Below are 18,076 nucleotides of genomic sequence, written 5' to 3' on the forward strand. Positions count from 1 at the left end.
ACGGGGGCGCCGAGCCGGTGAGCATCGCTGGCCGCAAAGCGCGACGTGCAGTAGGTTTTGTCAGGTGGACCTACAAGCGGCGCCGGTAAAAGCGCCACAGCAGGCGCAAGTCGCGCAGCACGGGCACGCCCGACAGCAGGGTCAGCACGCCGGCCAGCAGGATGGTGGCGGCGGGAAAACCGATGTGCTTGAAGGCCAGGGCGCCGCTGACGCCGCCGATGAAGAAGCAGGCGATCAGCAGGCTGTGCGTTCTGAGCTTGCCGCGGTTGACCTTGACCATCCGGTCCGGCAAGTGGCGCCGGTTGTAATACGCCATCTTGCCCAGTTCGATGCCGATGTCGGTGGACAGGCCCGTCACGTGCGTGGTGCGGATGACGGCGCCCGAAATCTTGGTGATGATGGCGTTCTGCAAGCCCATGACAAAGCACAGCAGCAAGATGGTGACGGGGCCCAGCACGTCGGGCATGGCGGCCAGGTAATTACCCGTCAGGCCGAACAGCAGCAACAGCGCCGCTTCCAGCAGCAGGCTGGCGGCAAACTGGCTGTGCAGCCGGCGCCGCTTGCCCCAGTTCACCATGATGGCGGTCACGGCCGCGCCGCTGACGAAGGCCAGCCAGGCGCCCAGCGCGGCCAGGGCCACCGTGATATTGCCCAGCGCCAGGTCGTCCGCCATGCCGGAAACGATGCCCGTCATGTGCGAGGTATAGCCGCCGATGGCCAGAAAGCCGCCCGCATTCACGGCGCCGGCCACCAGCGCCAGCACGCAGCCCAGTTGCAGATTGGCTTGCGTATCGCGCGCCGCTCCGCTCAGGCGGGACAGGTAATGGAGTGGCATGCCTTGGCCGGCCTCAGGCGGTAGCGCCGAAAATGGCTTGCCACAGGCGCACGACGTTATCCGCATGCACGCGCACCCGTTCCGGTTCCACCCTGGCCAGGTCCTGCCCCTGCAGGCGCAACTGGTGCTGCAGCTTGCGCAGCGCGCGGTAGGCGTCGGCGACCAGGCCGGCCAGCTGCGCGTCGATCAGTCCCAGCTCGCCGCACAGGCGCAGCAGGGCGATATTGCCCGAGTTGGCCGTCAGCTGCGGATACTGCGCCGCATGCTGGAGCACCAGGTATTGCACCATGAATTCGATGTCGATCATGCCGCCCGGATCCTGCTTCAAATCGAAGCTGCCGGGGCGGGGCGGATGCGCATCGAGCATCTTCTTGCGCATGGCCACCACCTCGCCCTTGAGCGGGCCGTTTTCAGGGCGTTCCTTGCGCAGGATCGTGTCGCGGATGCGTTCGAAATGCTTGCCGATGGTGGCGTCGCCGGCGCAGAAGCGCGCGCGCGTGAGCGCTTGGTGTTCCCATACCCAGGCCGCGCTGCCCTGGTAGCGCTCGAAGGCCTGCACGCTGGAGACGAGCATGCCCGAGGCGCCGTCGGGACGCAGGGCGATGTCGATGTCGAACAAAATGCCGGCCGACGTGTGCGAAGTCATCCAGGTAATGAAGCGCTGGGCCAGCTTGGCGTACAGGCCGGGCGCGTCCTGGTCGTCATCGTCGAACAGGAAAATGACGTCGAGGTCCGAGACATAACCGAGTTCCTTGCCGCCCAGCTTGCCGTACGCGATGACGGCGAATTTCGGCACCTCGCGGTGGCGCGTCGGCAAGGTTTGCCAGACGGCTTGCACGGTGGCGGCGACGATGATGTCGGCCAGCTGCGACAGGTAGTCGGCCAGCTTTTCCACGCTGAGGTCGCCCGCCAGGTCTTGCGCCAGGCACTGGAACAGCTGCGCGTGGTGCATTTCGCGCAGGATATCCATTTGCCGCTCCGTGTCGCCGGGCGCGTCGTCGAGCTGGCGCTGCAGGTCCAGCGCCAGGGCGGCCGGGTCCGGCACCGTGTTGCGGATGCGTTCATCGAGCAGTTCGTCGAGCAGGATAGGGTGCTGCGTGAGGAAGGTGGCGGCCCAGCCGCTGGCGCACACCATGCGCACCACGCGCTCGAGCGTGTGCGGATATTCCGTCAGCAGCGACAGATAGGCCGAGCGGCGCGCAATCGCTTCCAGGAAATCGAGCAGCCGGCCCAGGGTGGCCAGCTGGCTGGCGTTGCCGTTGGACACGGAACAGTCGGTGATCAGGGGCAGGGCGGAGTTGACGAGGGCGACGAGGCGCGTGCGGCTCGCCTCGGGCAACGATTGCAGCCGCGGCGCCTGCCACGTGGCCAGCAGGCGGCGCGCGCAGGCGGCCGGCTCATGGAAACCGAGGGCGGCGAAACGCGCCTCGATGGCTTCCTGCTGGTCCGAGGCGGCGCAGTCGTTCGACGTTTGCGGGTCGATGCCCGTGTCGGCCGGCGGCGTGCCGCTGCTCTTGTCGCTGAACATTTCGTCGAACTGGCCGGCAACAAACACGCGGTGCGCTTCCAGCTGGGCCAGCAGGGTGGGCGTGTCTGGCAAGCCCATCATCTGCGCCACAGTCAGGCGGTCGGCGTCGTTGGCGGGCAAGGTGTGGGTTTGCGCATCGTCGAGATACTGCAGCCGGTGTTCGAGGTTGCGCAGGAAGGTGTAGGAGCCGAGCAGTTGTTCCACGATGGCCGGTTCCAATAGCCCCTTGTCCGCCACCGTGCGCAGGGTGGCGCGTGTGGAACGGTCGCGCAGCTCGGCGTCGCGCCCGCCCCGTATCAGCTGAAACACTTGCGCGAGGAATTCGATTTCGCGGATGCCGCCGCGGCCCAGCTTGACGTTGTTGCTGCGGTCCGGATGCAGCCGCTCCTGGCGGTTGACCTCGGCGCGGATCTGGCCGTGCATGGTGCGGATGGCATCGATGACGCCGAAATCGAGGTAGCGGCGGAAGACGAAGGGGCGCACGATGGCGTCAAGGGACGCAATATCTTCCGGCTTGCCCGTGACGGCGCGCGCCTTGACCCAGGCGTAGCGCTCCCATTCGCGGCCCTGCACGATCAGGTACTGCTCCACCATGCCCAGGCTGGCGGCCAGCGGGCCCGAATTACCGTTCGGGCGCAAGGCCATGTCCACGCGGAAAGTAAAACCGTCCTGCGTGATCTCGGCCAGGGCGGCGATCAGCTTCTTGCCCATGCGAATGAAAAACTCGTGGTTGGACAGGCTGCGCTGGCCCGGTTCGGTGACTTGCGTGTCGCCATCTTCCGGGTAGACAAAGATCAGGTCGATGTCGGACGAGACATTGAGTTCGCCACCGCCCTGCTTGCCCATCGCCAGCACCATCAAGGCCTGTTCCTCGCCCGATTCCTCGCCGACCGGCATGCCGTGCAGGGCCACCATCTCGGCCATGATGGCATCCACGTGCGTGCGGATGGCGAAATCGGCAAAGCCCGTCATGGCCGTGACGACTTCGTTCAAGTCGGCCTGGCCGCCAAGATCGCGCGCGATCAGGCCGCAGACGAGCAGGTTGCGCAGGCGGCGCATGGCCCGCTCGGGCGGCAGCGGCGGCGTGGCGGCGTTCGCCTGGGCGGCCAGCGCGGCGGCAAAGTCGAGCTTGTCCAGCGGTGCGCGCACCAGTTGGGCTACCTGCGCGGCGCGCTCGGGGGCGGCGTCCAGCCAGCGCTGGTAGAAACGGGAGGCGGAAATCAAAGGCTGTGTGCTCATGGTATCGGTAAGTGTCTCGTGGATGCGGCGTGCATGTTCTTGTTTAACTTGGCTGCGAACGGCGGGGGATGCGGTAAAATTATGCCGCCGGCCCAATACTGCCGGTAGTGCGTGCTCTTCCGGACGATGGTAAGGGAGGCTTTGCTCAGACGCAAGCGCAAGGATGCAGGCGCGCACCACGAATGCAGACGATTTTTGCCATTATTTGACGCCGGGCCAGTTTATTAGCTTATTGATGCAAAAACCGCCAGAAGCAAGCGTGACAGAACATGTGCCATTGGCTCTGCGCTGGCAGCGGCTGCGTGCCGCCTATCGCATGGCCAACCTGGCCACCCACCATGTGTTGGGTTTTACCATTAAACTGGTGCTGCTCGCGTATTTCGCCTTCGCCGTGCTGTTTTTATTCCTGCGCTACGCGATCTTGCCGAATATCGACTATTACAAAGGCGATATCGAGCGGGCGGCCAGCCGCGCGCTGGGCAACCCCGTTACCATAGCGCGTATTTATGCCTCCTGGCATGGCGTGCGCCCCAATCTTTTCCTCGGCGACGTGACCCTGCGCGACCAGGCTGGGCGTCAGGCGCTGAGCTTGCCGAGCATATCGGCCACCGTGTCGTGGTGGAGCGTGCTCGGTTCCGTGCGCTTCACCACACTGGAAATCACGCGGCCGGACCTGGACGTGCGGCGCAGCAAGGATGGCAAGCTGTACGTGGCCGGAGTGTTGATCGACAGCACGCAAGGCAGCGATGGCAAGGGCGCCGACTGGCTGCTGTCGCAGCATGACATCATCATTCGCGATGGCAAGGTGCGCTGGACGGACGAAGCGCGCGGCACGCCCGAGCTGGCTTTATCCCAGGTCAATCTGCTGCTGCGCAACCGCTGGCGCAGCCACCGCCTGGGCTTGCAGGCCACGCCGCCGGCCAGCCTGGCCGCGCCCATCGATGTGCGCGCTCACTTCACGCATCCGCCTTTCAGCACGCGCATCTCGGATATGTCGATGTGGAAGGGCGAGCTGTACGCCGACCTGAAAAACGCCGACCTGGCCGCCTGGCGCCGCTATCTCGATTACCCGTTCGAACTGAGCCAGGGCAAGGGCGCCCTGCGCGCCTGGTTGAGCCTGGACCACGCGCGCCTGGCCGGCTTTACGGCCGACGTGGGCTTGACGGATGTGCAGGCGCAGCTGGGCAAGCATATTGCGCCGCTCGATCTGCTGTCGGTCAGCGGGCGCATGTCGGCAAAAGAAGAGCTGTCGGCGCAGGTGCCCGACGGCAAACCAACCTTTGGCGCGAATGGGCACCAGGTGGAGTTGACGAATTTTGCGGTGGAAACTCGCGATGGCCTCAGCTTGCCGCCCACGACCTTGTCCGAACGCTTTGTTGCCGCCACCAAGCGCAAGCCGGCGCGCACGGAAATCACGGCCAAGTCGCTCGATCTGCAAACCCTGGCCGCGCTGGCCGACAAGCTGCCGCTGGGCGAGCAGCAGCGCCAGCGCCTCGACGCCCTGGCGCCGCGCGGGCGCCTGCAGGATTTTTCAGCGCAATGGGAAGGCGACATGGCCACGCCCGCCAGCTACCGTTTGCGCGGCAAGCTCATCGATCTGGGCCTGAACGCACAGCCGGCGCGCCTGGCCGTGGCGAAGACGGCAAGCAGCCCCGCCCAGGCGGCAGCGCCAGCCATTCCCGGCTTCGACCACCTGACCGGCAGCATCGATGCCAGCGACAAGGGCGGCACCATTGCCATCGATGCGCAGGATATGGTGCTGCAATTGCCGACTTACTTGAGCGAGCCGGCCCTGCCGTTCGAACAATTTGCCATGCAGGCGCGCTGGACGTTTGAGGCGGCCAATATGCTGCAAGTCGATCTGGACAAGCTTGACTTCAATCAGCAAGGCTTGCGCGTCGCCCTGCAAGGCACGCACCGGCTGCCGCTCGACGGCAAGAACCTGGGCCAGGTCGACTTGACGGGCACGGTCGATAATTTCCAGATCAACACCATCGGCCGCTATCTGCCCGTGCAAACGCCCGAGCACCTGCGCCACTGGCTGACGGGCGCGCTCGAAGGCGGCATGGCGCACGATGTCAGCCTGCGCCTGCGCGGCGAACTCGAGCATTTCCCGTTCAAGGCCGACACACCGGCCCAGCGCAACCGGGGCGACTTCCGCGTGGCCGGCAAGATCGAGAACGGCACCTTGAACTATGCGCCAGGCGAATTCGCGGAAAGCGGTCCGCTGGCGGGCAAGGCGCCCCTGTGGCCGCAGGCGGAAAAGATCAAGGGCAGCTTTGTGTTCGAGCGGGCGCGCATGGAAATTCGCGGCGACACGGCCACCACGGGTGGCGTGGCCCTGACGAACGTCAAGGCCGTGATTCCCGACCTGACCGTGTTCGACACCTTGCTCGATATCGAGGGCAACGCGGCCGGCCCCATGCAGGAATTCCTCAAGTACGTGACGGCCAGCCCCGTGCTGGGCTGGATCGAGAATTTCACGGATGAAACGACGGCGACGGGCAACGCCAAGCTGGCCCTCAAATTGCACTTGCCGATAGAACGCATGCTCGAGTCGACCGTGCAAGGCAGTTTGCAGCTGGCGGGCAACGACGTGGTGCTGTTCCACGACATGCCGCCCGTGCTGGGCACGCAGGGCAAGATCGAATTCAACGAAAAAGGCGTCAACCTGAATGGCTTGAATGGCAATCTGCTGGGCGGCCCGCTGGCCATCTCGGGCGGCAGCCAGCCCGACAGTTCCATCCAGGTGAAACTGGCCGGCAACATGACCATCGATGGCTTGCGCAAGACGTATCCGGTGCCCGTGCTGCAGCGCCTGGCGAAACATTTGAGCGGCGGCGCACGCTACAACGGCCTGATCACGGCGCGCGAGCACCAGGTGGTGGTCAATGTCGAGTCGCCGCTGACGGGCCTGGGCCTGGATTTCCCCGCCCCCCTGAAAAAGCCGGCCGGCGACAGCCTGCCCGTGAAATTCACCCTGACGGGCAATGCGGCCAACGGCGCCGGCCTGCGCACGGACGATATCCGCATCGCGTTGGGCTCCGGCATTGCCGCGCGCTACCAGCGCCAGAAGCAGGGCAAGGACGCCTGGCGCCTGGTGCGCGGCGGCATCGGCGTGAACGTGCCGGCGCCGGAACCCGATAGCGGCATGATGCTCAACGTCAACATGAAAACCCTGGACGTGGACAGCTGGATCGCCGCCGGCAGCGAGATCGCCGGCAGCGCCACGGCGCCCGCCGACAGCGGCGCCGTCGACGATGCGCCCGATATCGCGCAATACGTGGTGCCGGACATGATGGCGGCCCGTGCCAGCGAACTGATGCTGGGCGAGCGCAAGCTGGAAAACGTGGTGGTCGGTGCCACGCATCAAAAGGACGTGTGGCAAGCCAATATCGACGCGAAACAAGTGTCGGGCTATGTGACCTGGCTGGAAACGCCGTCGGGCCTGGGCAAGATGACGGCGCGCCTGTCGTCGCTGATCATTCCCGAATCGGCCGCCAACGATGTGAAGAATTTGCTGGAAGGAAAAAGCGGCGCCCAGTCGATTCCTTCGCTCGATATCATTGCCGAGCAATTCGAGCTGTTCAACAAGAAGATCGGCCGGCTGGAGTTGCAGGCCTATAACACCGTGGCGGCGGGCGGGCGCGAATGGCGCGTCGGCAAGCTGCAGCTGTCGAATCCCGATGGCGCCTTGAGCGGCAGCGGCAAATGGGTCATCAAGGATGGACAAAGCACGACCAGCCTGCGTTTCGGACTCGACATCGTCGACGCGGGCAAGCTGCTCGACCGTTTCGGCTTTGCCGATACGGTGCGCCGCGGCAAGGGCCGCCTGAGCGGCGACATCGCCTGGAACGGCTTGCCGTATTCGTTCGACATTCCCACCTTGTCGGGGCAGATCGAGATGAACGTGGAGTCGGGCCAGTTCCTCAAGCAGGACCCGGGCGCGGCCAAGCTGTTGGGCGTGCTCAGCCTGCAAGCCTTGCCCCGCTTGCTGAAACTCGATTTCCACGACGTGTTCTCCGAAGGCCTGGCCTTCGACGGCATCACGGCCAACGCCAGCATCAAGCGCGGCGTGGTGACCACCGACAACCTCAAGATGCACGGGGTGGCGGCCACCGTGCTGATGGATGGCATGGCCGATATCGTCAATGAGACGACGAATCTGCACGTGGTGGTGATTCCCGAGTTCAACCTGGGCACGGGCCCGCTCGTGTACGGACTGGCCGTCAATCCCGTCATCGGCCTGGGCGGCTTCCTGGCCCAGCTGTTCCTGCGCGCGCCCGTGATGAAGGCGCTCACTTACCATATGCAGATCGCCGGTCCATGGAAAGCGCCCGTCGTGACCAAGCTCGATGGTGGTAAATTGCTACCTGCAGCCGTACCTGCCGCAGCAGCGGCGGAGGCGGTGGCGAAATAGGGACGTCGTTCGAATGGAGAAGAGGTGGCAATGATGCATACAGTCGCAGCAGTACAAATGATTTCCTCGCCTTCCGTGGAAGACAATCTGGCCACGGCGCGGCGCCTGGTGGCGCAGGCCGCCGCCGGTGGCGCGCAGCTGGTGGTGCTGCCCGAATACTGGGCCATCATGGGCAAGCAGGAAACGGACAAGCTGGCCCATGCGGAACAGCCCGGCAGCGGCCCCATCCAAGACGGCATGGCGCAGATGGCGCGCCAGCACGGCATCTGGCTGATCGGCGGCACCTTGCCCCTGATTTCCGGTGAGGCGGGCAAGGTCCTCAATACAACGCTGGTGTACGACCCGCAAGGCGAGCCTGCCGGCCGCTATGACAAGATCCACCTGTTCGGTTTTACGCGCGGCACCGAGTCGTACAATGAATCGCGCACCATCGTGCCCGGTGCGCAGGTGCGCTCGATCGAGACGCCATTCGGCCGGGTCGGCCTGTCCATCTGCTACGACCTGCGCTTTCCCGAGCTGTACCGCGCCATGGGCGATTGCGCGCTGATCGTCGTGCCGGCCGCGTTTACCCACACGACGGGCAGCGCCCACTGGGAAGTGCTGCTGCGCGCGCGCGCCATCGAAAACCAGTGCTATGTGCTGGCCTCGGCGCAGGGCGGCCTGCATCCGAACGGCCGGCGCACCTGGGGCCACAGCATGCTGATCGACCCGTGGGGCGAAGTGATCGCCGTGCTGCCCGAAGGCGAGGGCGTGGTCAGCGGCGAGATCGACCTGGTGTTTTTGGCCGGCGTGCGCGAGTCCTTGCCGGCACTCACACACCGCACCATGTAAATTGAATGTTGAGAAAAGCCATGATCCCATTTGAACCCAATCTGTCCAGCCTGGCCGTGGCGCGCGAGATACTGCTCACGCCGTTCGGCCTCGATGAAGACAAGCTGCTCAACGCCCTGGGCACGATGTTTACGCACAAGGTCGACTATGCCGACCTGTATTTCCAGTCGACCAAGAGCGAAGGCTGGAGCCTGGAAGAGGGCATTGTCAAGACGGGCAGTTTTTCCATCGACCAGGGCGTCGGCGTGCGCGCCGTGTCCGGCGACAAGACGGCGTTTGCGTATTCCGACGACATTTCTGAACGGGCCCTGCTGGAAGCGGCGGCGGCCACGCGCACGATTGCGCGCGCCGGTGCCGGCAAGATCAAGATCGCGGGCCAGATGCTTGCGCAGGGCGGGCGTTCCTTGTACCTGCCCGACGATCCGCTCGCCTCGCTCGACGCCACGGCCAAGGTGCAGCTGCTCGAACGCGTGGAAAAGATGGCGCGCGCGAAAGATCCCAGGGTGGTACAAGTGATGGCGGGCCTGGCCGGCGAGTACGACGTGGTACTCGTGCTGCGCAGCGACGGCGTGCTGGCGGCCGATATCCGTCCACTGGTGCGTGTGTCGCTGACCGTGATCGCGGAACAGAATGGCCGCCGCGAAACGGGCTCGGCCGGTGGCGGCGGGCGCTTCAGCTATGACTATTTCAGCGATGCCGTGCTGGAACAATATGCGACGGACGCCGTCAATTCGGCCCTCGTGAACCTGGAAGCGCGTCCCGCGCCCGCCGGTCCCATGACCATCGTGCTGGGACCGGGCTGGCCCGGCATCCTGCTGCACGAGGCCATCGGCCATGGCCTGGAAGGCGATTTCAACCGCAAGGGTTCGTCCGCGTTTTCCGGCCGCATCGGCGAGCGCGTGGCCGCCAAGGGCGTCACCGTGGTCGACGACGGCACCCTGGCCGGTCGGCGCGGTTCCCTGAATATCGATGACGAGGGCAATCCCACGCAGTGCACGACCCTGATCGAGGACGGCATCCTGAAGGGCTACATCCAGGACACGATGAATGCGCGCCTGATGAAGATGCCCGTGACGGGCAATGCGCGCCGCGAATCGTTCGCCCACCTGCCCATGCCGCGCATGACGAATACGTATATGCTGGGCGGCGACAAGGACCCGGGCGAGATCCTCGCGTCCGTCAAAAACGGTCTGTATGCCGTCAACTTTGGCGGGGGCCAGGTCGACATCACGAACGGCAAGTTCGTCTTCTCGGCCAGCGAGGCGTACATGATCGAAAACGGCAAGCTCAGCTACCCGGTCAAGGGCGCGACCCTGATCGGCAATGGCCCGGACGTGCTCAACCGCGTCTCCATGATCGGCAACGACATGCGCCTGGACTCGGGCGTGGGCGTGTGCGGCAAGGAAGGGCAGAGCGTGCCCGTGGGCGTGGGGCAGCCGACCTTGCGGCTCGATGGCATTACGGTTGGCGGGACTGCCTGATTTTTTTCGGGCACTGCGCGGCCAACAACGGTGTCGGATTACGCGCGGCTGCGCCCCGCTAATCCGACCTACATTTCTGCCATGCTGATCGCGTAGGTCGGGTTAGCCCGAAGGGCGTAACCCGACACCACCGCTATTTCTCAGAACTTGTACTTCACCCCCGCACTGATGAACCGTCCCGCAGCGCCCGCGTAGTCGAGCGGGTTGTAGCCCGTGGCGCCATAGGTCAGCGGATCGAGCGGGGCGATCTTGTCGAACAGGTTTTGTATCGTCGCAAACACTTCCAGCTTGGGCGTGGCCAGCCAGCGGGCCGTCAGGTCCACCGTGGTGAACGAGGCGATGCGGCAGCCGCGCGGCGCGTCCGTGCCGTCGGCGAAATGCGTGGCGCAGCCGTCCGGGTCATTCTTGAACAGGATGTTGTCGAGCGGCGCGCGGTAGTTGACGTTGGCCGTGACCCGCCAGTTCTGGCGTTCCCAGGTGGCGCCCAGGTTGATGCGGTCGTCCGGCGTGCCCATGCAGTTGGATACATCGCAATTGCCATGCGTGCCGGCGAAATCGCGCTGCGTGCCATCGCGTTCCGTGCGCAGCCATTTGTACAGATGCGTCCACTTCAGGTCGAAGGTCAGGCTGCCATAGCCGTTGTCCAGGTTGAAGCGCTGGCGGGCGTCGATATCGATGCCGCGCACCGTCGTTTGCGCCGAATTCACATAGTTGGCCAGCACGGCCGTGATGGCGCCCGGATCGCCGGGAATGCCCGTGGCCGTGGACGGATCGCGCGCCACGTTGCCGGCGGCGATGGCCGCATCCGTCTGCTCCTGGTTGATTTCATTCTTGCGGCGGATTTGCCACAGGTCGACGGAAATGCTGCTGCGCGGCAGCGGGTCCCACACGGCGCCGACGGAATAGCTGCGCGAACGCTCGGGTGACAGGTTGGGATTGGGCGAGGTGATGACGGCGATCGGCGCGGGATCGCACGCCACTTCCACGCCCAGAGCGCAGCGCAGCGGATCGCTGGCGGTGGAGAACGCGGCCAGGCCGCCGACGCCGTTTTCCGCCGCGCTGGGGGCGCGGAAGCCCTTGGCGAAGGTGCCGCGCAAGGCCAGTTCGCGTATGGGCGTCCATTTCACGCCCACCTTCGGCGTGTAGGAATTGCCCACGTCGGTGAAATGGTCGGCGCGCAGGGCGCCCGACAGTTCCACGGTTTTCAGCACGGGCGCCAGCACTTCGGCATAGATGGCCGAGGCGTTGCGGCTGCCCTTGTAGGCGGAATAGCCGAGGCCGATGATATTGCCCCGCTCCGTCCCCGTGGTGGGCTTGAGTTCCGTCGATTCGTGGCGGAATTCGGCACCCACGGCCACGCCCAGGCTACCACCGTCGAGCTTGGCCACCTCGCGGCTGGCCTTGAAGTCGATCTGCGCGATATGCGTCTTGGCGTCGTTCGAGATACGCGGCGACAGTGCGCCGTACAGCTCGGGCGAATTGAGACCCGCATTTTCCGCGATGCGCCACAGGCTGCCGGCCGGCAGGGCCGCGTAGGCGGGGTTCAGGCTGGCCGCCGCCACATTCGCGGCGGTCGGGTTGAGCAGGGCGAATGCGACGTCGCGCTGCAGGTAGCCGTTCAAGTCGTTCGACACCTTGTTCTGCGAATACAGCAGGGCGCTGTCGATATCCCAGCCCGCCACGGTGCCCTTGATGCCGGCGACAAAGCGCGTGAAGGTGGAATCGACTTCGGACAGGCGCGGCCCCACGTCGGCCGCCAGGTAGCGCAGCCGCGCCGCCGTGCCGAAATACGGATTGTCGGGATGGGCGGCGCCCAGCGACACGCCCGCATTGCTGACGGGGCCGCCCGGGTAGCCGACCGAGCCGCTGACCGTCGATGGCGTGGTGGCCGAGTTCGATTCGCTGTGATACAGGTTCAATTCGGCATACGTCTGCAACGCTGGCGTCAGTTGCCAGGCGGCACGGCCGAAGAAATTGATATTCTTTTGTTTCGGCTGGATCTGGCCGTACTGCTGCGCGGCATCGGTCAGGCAGCCGCCGCCCGGGTCGCCCTGCGGATGCGTGGTGAAGTTGCCGCAGGCGGCGCCGGGGAAGGTGCGCGTAAAGCCCGCGCCGGCCAGGTTGCCGCGGTTGTAGTAGTCGAGCGTGTCGGGATTGCGCACGTTGCCGTTGACGGCGCTGCCGGCCGCGTTGTTGGTGGTGATGGCGCCCGCGCCGCTGAGCGACTCTTGCGCGCTGAAACCCAGGTCGCGCAAGTCGCTGCGGCCCACGGCGCCACGTCCGGCCCGGTCGCGGTTCCAGATGGCGGCCTTTTCGCTGTATTCGAGGTTCAGGAGCACGTTGTAGCGGTCGCTGTCGATGTCGCCGAAGCCGTGCGTGATGGCGGCGCGCGCGTCGCGCCCGTCCCACTCCTTCGTCTTGCCGTAATTGCCCTTGATGGCCGTACCCTGGTAGTCGCGCCGCAGGATCACGTTGACCACGCCGGCGATGGCGTCCGAACCGTAGATGGCCGAGGCGCCATCCTTGAGGATTTCCACCCGCTCCACCGCTTCCAGGGGAATGATGTTCAGGTCGGCAAATACTTTCTGGCCATCGTCGGCCAGGCCATACGGCGCCACCCGGCGGCCATTGAGCAGCACCAGGGTCGAGGCCGTTCCCAGGCCCCGCAGCGAGACGCCGGAGGCGCCGGCGGCAAAGCCGTTGCCGAAGGTGGTGGGCACGGAACCCTGGTTGTCGACGGCCAGGGTCTGCAGCAGTTCGGCCACGCTGGACTTGCCCGATTTTTCGATGTCGGCCGCGTTCAGGGTTTGCACGGCCGATGCCGTTTCCGCCTGCGCGCGGCGGATGTTCGAGCCGGTGATTTCCACGCGGGCAATCGGGGCGGCATCCTGGGCCAGGACGGGTAGGGCGAGCAGGGCGCTTGCCAGTGCCAGGCCCACGCGTGGCGGTGAAAAGGATGGATGGGCGGATTTTTTGTAGATCATGCGATTCTCCGGAAGGTCAGACAGAAAAAGGTGAGGTACACCTTCCAGTCTTGGCCGTGTCGCCTTGCCGGGATTCGATCTACATCAGTAGTACGCCGCTTACCCGCATCAAAACGGACTGGCGTGGCGTGCGCGCCACGGCGGCCACAGCGTTGTTAGCCAGCCGGTGCGTATCGGCAGCGCGCAACTTTTTATGCTTTTTGACGTGTTTTGCAGTGTAAAACGGCGGCGGCATGCGGCTTTGCCGACAAATATGCTTGCCAAGCCTTGCAATTTAGGTTTATAGTCGTTCATCACTTACGGATGACTCGCATGTTCGCTCGCCACTTTTTTACCGCTTATTTTTACTTTAGCAATTCCAGCCCAAAGGCGGTGGAGTAGCGGTCGGTTCACGTAGCAGCAAAACGAGATCCCAGCAAATTCTAAAAAACCGCCACTGATGGCGGTTTTTTTTTACCCAGATGTTTTACCCATCCTTAAATTTTGGAGAAAATGATGCCCCGCACCGATGATTTGCGTATTCGCGAAATGAAGGAATTGACCCCGCCGTCCCACCTGATCCGCGAATTCGCCTGCTCGGAGCAAGCCGAACAGACCGCCGCCAGCGCCCGCATCGCCCTGCACCGTATCCTGCACGGCCAGGACGACCGCCTGATGGTGGTGATCGGTCCTTGCTCCATCCACGACACCAAGGCGGCGATGGAATACGCGCGCCTGCTGGTCAAGGAGCGCGCGCGCTTCGCGGGCGAACTGGAAATCGTCATGCGCGTCTACTTCGAGAAGCCGCGCACCACGGTGGGCTGGAAGGGTCTGATCAATGACCCGTACATGGACAACAGCTTCCGCATCAACGACGGCTTGCGCATGGCGCGCGAACTGTTGCGCGATATCAATGAACTGGGCTTGCCGGCCGGCACCGAGTTCCTCGACGTGATCAGCCCGCAATACATTGCCGACCTGATCAGCTGGGGCGCCATCGGCGCGCGCACGACGGAGTCGCAGGTGCACCGCGAGCTGGCGTCGGGATTGTCCTGTCCCGTCGGCTTCAAGAATGGCACGGACGGCAATGTGAAAATCGCCGTGGAAGCCATCAAGGCCGCCTCGCAGCCGCACCATTTTCTTTCCGTCACGAAGGGCGGCCACTCGGCCATCGTCTCGACCAACGGCAACGAGGATTGCCACATCATCTTGCGCGGCGGCAAGACGCCAAACTATGACGCGGCCAGCGTGGACGACGCTTGCAAGGCCATCGCGGCGCAAGGCCTGGCGGCGCGCCTGATGATCGACGCCTCGCACGCGAACAGCTCAAAAAAACCGGAAAACCAGATTCCCGTGTGCGCCGACATCGCCAGCCAGGTGGCGGGCGGCGACGACCGCATCGTCGGCGTGATGGTGGAATCGCATCTGGTGGCAGGGCGCCAGGATTTGATCCCCGGCAAGGAATTGATCTACGGCCAATCCGTCACGGATGGCTGCATCGACTGGAGCGCCAGCGTGGCCGTGCTGGAAAACCTGGCGCAAGCCGTGAAGCAGCGCCGCCTGAAGGGCGACGCGGAATAAAGTGACGTGGCGCGCAGCATGAAAAAAAAGCCCGGAAAGCTAAGCTTTCCGGGCTTTTCAGTTTTCAGCCGAGAGCAGATGCCGTCAGCTTAGAACTTGTAGGAACCGCTCAGGTAGAACTGGCGGCCCAGGGCGCTCGAGTACGATGGGTTGTAGCCCACTTGATGCGAACCCGTGTTGCGCAGGGTGAATGGCGGATTGCGATCGAACATGTTCAGGATGCCGCCCGTGATTTCCACATTCTTCATAGGACGGTAGGCCGTCTGGAAGTCGAAGGTGGTGTAGCTCGGCACTTCCAGCTGGATGCCATAGCATTCGCCAGGGCTGCCGGCCACGATCACGGCGCAATCGTCAGCCGTCTGTTCCTTGTCCATATAGCCGTTGCGGTAGCTGGCGCTCAGCGTATGCGTGAACTTGGCCGTCTCATACGTGCTGGTGGCGCGGATGATGTTGCGGAAGCTGACCTTGTCGTTCGAACCGTAGCGATTCAGGCTGGTTTCCCATTGGTCATCGGTGCCTGGCGTCGTGTAGCGCGAACGCAGCAAATAGGTACCCATCAGGCGGCTCGTCAGACGGCCGTCCAGCAGCTTCATCTTGTGGGTGAAGTCGTAGTCGATACCGCGGTTTTCCACCTTGCCGATATTAATTGGCAGCAGTTTGATGGCCAATACGTCGAGGCCCGTCGAGCTGATGTGCTTGGTGGTGAACAGGTTGGCGTACTTGGCAGGATCGTTGAAGATCAGGCCTTCGGACACCGCGGTCACCTGGTCGCGGATTTCCACGTTCCACAGGTCGAACGACATCGACAGGCTGTCGATCGGCTCGAACACGGTACCGATGCTCCATTGCTTCGACGTTTCCGGCTTCAGGTCAGGGTTGCCGCCCTGGAAGGCTTCGAACTGCTGGCGTCCCACGCCGCTGCAGTAGCTGGCCAGCGGATGGCCGCCCATGCCGTTTGCCGCCGTCAATGGGCATTGGTAGTTACCGCCCGTGACGCCCCAGTCTTCCAGTGGGCCGGCGATTTCCTGCATGCTGGCGGCGCGGAAGCCGGTGCCGGCAGCGGCGCGGAACATCAGGCTCTTGGTGGCGGAATACTTGCCGCTGACTTTCCAGGTGGTGGCGTTTTCTTTCTTGCCTACCGTCTTGCCCGTCAGCTTGTCGTCGATGGCGCCGATCTGGTCATAACGCACCGAGCCGGTCATTTCCAGTTTTTTCGAAATCGGCATCATCAGTTCGGCATAGGCGCCGGCATTGTCGCGTGCGTAGTTACTGTCGACTTGCGCATTGTCAAACAGGATCTGCGCCTGCTTGGCGACATCCGCCTGCTGCACCTTGAACGAGGTGTTGCGGTAGTCGGCGCCCACGCCCAGCATGGCCGTGCCGCCCGGCAGCGAGAACACAGGGCGCGAAGCACGGCCGTCAATGCCCTTCATTTCTACGGTTTGCGTGTTGTACGTGCCGCTGAAGCCCGTGCCCAGCAGTGCCTGGCGCATGGCGTCCGGCATGGAACCCACAGGGTAGGCGAACGGATCGATATTGCCGGCGTCGATTTGGGCGTTGAATTTGTCGGACAGTGGGAAGCCACTGACGTAGTCCTGCGTTTGCTTGTTTTTCGAGTACGTCACGGCCGTGTTGATGTCCCAGCCGAATGCGCTGCCTTCCACGCCACCGACGAGGTGGGTGGCCTTGGTGCCATAGTCGTACACGCGGTTGCCCATTTCGGACAGGCGGTATTTGGCGACACCGCTCACGGCATTGGCCAGTTGCGATGGGCTCAACTGCGGGGCCAGATACTTGCTGAACAGTGGCGAATTCGCGGAAATGGAGAAATCTGCCGGGTATGGCGCGATGCTGGCCTTGATGCTCGCTTCGGTGTATGCGAAATCGTAGAAACCCTGCCAGCCGGTCTTGCCCAGCTTGACGCTCCCGGAACTGAACAGCGAGTCGCGCTTCGATTCCGGGTTGATTTCGATGGTCGACGGCGAGTCGAAATAGCAGTTGCCATCGCCGTAGAAGTCCATATTACTAGGTGCGCATTTGCCGCCATGGGCCAGTGCATACGGATTGGCCAGGTTGACGCTGTCGACAAATGGTTTGTTGGTTTCCGGGTTGATCACCACATTGCCGTTCGCATCGGTACGGTTGTAGTTGACGCTGGCATTGGCTGGCGCCGAGCGCGAGGAACCGTTGATGAATTGCAGTGCCTTGCCGGTCTTCGGATCATTGAAATTGATGATGCCGCTTTTTGCGAAGCTGCGCTGCGATGCTTTCAGCGATTTTTGTTCATCATGGCTGGCCGACACGAAGATGCTGTAACCGTCTTCGTCGATGTCGCCGAAGCCTTTGCTGATCGAAATCGAGTTGCTGGCGCCGCCTTTTTCTTCGGGACGCGAATACTTGGCATTGATTTCCAGCGGCGATGCGCCTTTTTTCAGGATGAAGTTGACCACGCCAGCGATGGCGTCGGCGCCATACAGTGCCGAGGCGCCGTCCGTCAACACTTCCACGCGCTCGATGGCCGACAGGGGAATCGAATTCAAGTCGATGGTGGTGCCGGAATTGGATGGCGCAATACGGCGGCCGTTCAGCAGCACCAAGGTGTAGGCTGCGCCAATATCGTGGATCGATGCCGTAGTGACGCCGCCGCCGCCGCCGCCCACCGAATCGGCGGCCACGGAGAAGCCCTGCATCGCAGGAATTTGCTGGATGAAATCGGTCACCGTGGTGACGCCGGTTTTCTTGATGTCTTTCTGATTGAATGACTGCACGGGCAGCGACGCTTCGGAGGCGATGCGCTTGATGCTCGAACCCGTAACTTCCACGCGTTGCATGGTGCCATCTGTTGTTTCTTGCGCATATGCGGCGTGCATGCCCAGGGCCAAACTGCCAGCAAACATCAGGCGCAGCGACCGCGATATTACATTTTCTATCATCATCTGAAATTCCTTGTTATTGTGATAAAGGCGGCAATTATTTTGAAATAACTTGTTGCTTACTAACAATTTATTTGCCTTTTTACAAATCCACCAATGAAAATTCTGTAAATTTTCAGGGCCCTCATCAAAACATTCACGATTCAGATTGTCAATTTCGTGCGGACTTTTTGGACGAAATGCAACATATTGCTATTTTTTTTGCATTAGTTCAGGAATAAAATATCGCCAACCCTTGTCAGGCGCACTCAGGCGCGTAAAATAA

8 protein-coding genes are annotated in these 18,076 nt (G+C 63.3%); 4 read left to right on the forward strand and 4 right to left on the reverse strand.

The window, feature by feature from the left end:
* Nucleotides 1-70 precede the first annotated feature (70 nt).
* Both BLU39_RS19630 and glnE read right to left on the reverse strand, forming a co-directional pair.
* On the reverse strand, nt 71-835 hold the full coding sequence (locus tag BLU39_RS19630) for a YoaK family protein (RefSeq protein ID WP_092715968.1): 765 nt from the start codon (nt 833-835) through the stop codon (nt 71-73).
* Between the two features lie 13 nt (nt 836-848).
* The gene (glnE, locus tag BLU39_RS19635) at nt 849-3,782 is read right to left on the reverse strand and encodes a bifunctional [glutamate--ammonia ligase]-adenylyl-L-tyrosine phosphorylase/[glutamate--ammonia-ligase] adenylyltransferase (RefSeq protein WP_368087030.1); all 2,934 of its coding nucleotides are present in this window, start codon (nt 3,780-3,782) and stop codon (nt 849-851) included.
* 79 nt (nt 3,783-3,861) lie between these two features.
* Here glnE and BLU39_RS19640 point away from each other — a divergent pair, with 79 nt between their 5' ends.
* From BLU39_RS19640 to tldD, 3 genes are read left to right on the forward strand one after another with little or no spacing between them, the layout of a single operon-like run.
* Nucleotides 3,862-8,022, forward strand: a complete 4,161-nt coding sequence (locus BLU39_RS19640; protein ID WP_368087031.1) for a YhdP family protein — start codon at nt 3,862-3,864, stop codon at nt 8,020-8,022.
* A gap of 30 nt (nt 8,023-8,052) precedes the next feature.
* Nucleotides 8,053-8,853 carry a carbon-nitrogen hydrolase family protein gene (locus BLU39_RS19645; RefSeq protein WP_092715972.1) on the forward strand — a complete coding sequence of 267 codons (801 nt, stop codon included), beginning with the start codon at nt 8,053-8,055 and terminating at the stop codon, nt 8,851-8,853.
* Nucleotides 8,854-8,873: 20 nt separating this feature from the next.
* Nucleotides 8,874-10,334 carry a metalloprotease TldD gene (gene tldD, locus BLU39_RS19650; protein ID WP_092715974.1) on the forward strand — a complete coding sequence of 487 codons (1,461 nt, stop codon included), beginning with the start codon at nt 8,874-8,876 and terminating at the stop codon, nt 10,332-10,334.
* Nucleotides 10,335-10,474: 140 nt separating this feature from the next.
* Here the strand turns inward: tldD and BLU39_RS19655 are convergent, their stop codons facing one another.
* Nucleotides 10,475-13,318, reverse strand: a complete 2,844-nt coding sequence (locus tag BLU39_RS19655) for a TonB-dependent receptor (RefSeq protein WP_092715976.1) — start codon at nt 13,316-13,318, stop codon at nt 10,475-10,477.
* A gap of 495 nt (nt 13,319-13,813) precedes the next feature.
* Between BLU39_RS19655 and aroG the strand changes: the two genes are divergently transcribed.
* Nucleotides 13,814-14,878 carry a 3-deoxy-7-phosphoheptulonate synthase AroG gene (gene aroG / locus BLU39_RS19660; RefSeq protein ID WP_092715978.1) on the forward strand — a complete coding sequence of 355 codons (1,065 nt, stop codon included), beginning with the start codon at nt 13,814-13,816 and terminating at the stop codon, nt 14,876-14,878.
* A gap of 89 nt (nt 14,879-14,967) precedes the next feature.
* Here aroG and BLU39_RS19665 read toward each other — a convergent pair whose 3' ends face one another.
* Nucleotides 14,968-17,814 carry a TonB-dependent receptor gene (locus BLU39_RS19665; RefSeq protein ID WP_092715981.1) on the reverse strand — a complete coding sequence of 949 codons (2,847 nt, stop codon included), beginning with the start codon at nt 17,812-17,814 and terminating at the stop codon, nt 14,968-14,970.
* Between the last annotated feature and the right edge of the window lie 262 nt (nt 17,815-18,076).

It is taken from the genome of Janthinobacterium sp. OK676 (assembly GCF_900103595.1).
Lineage (GTDB): Bacteria > Pseudomonadota > Gammaproteobacteria > Burkholderiales > Burkholderiaceae_D > Janthinobacterium.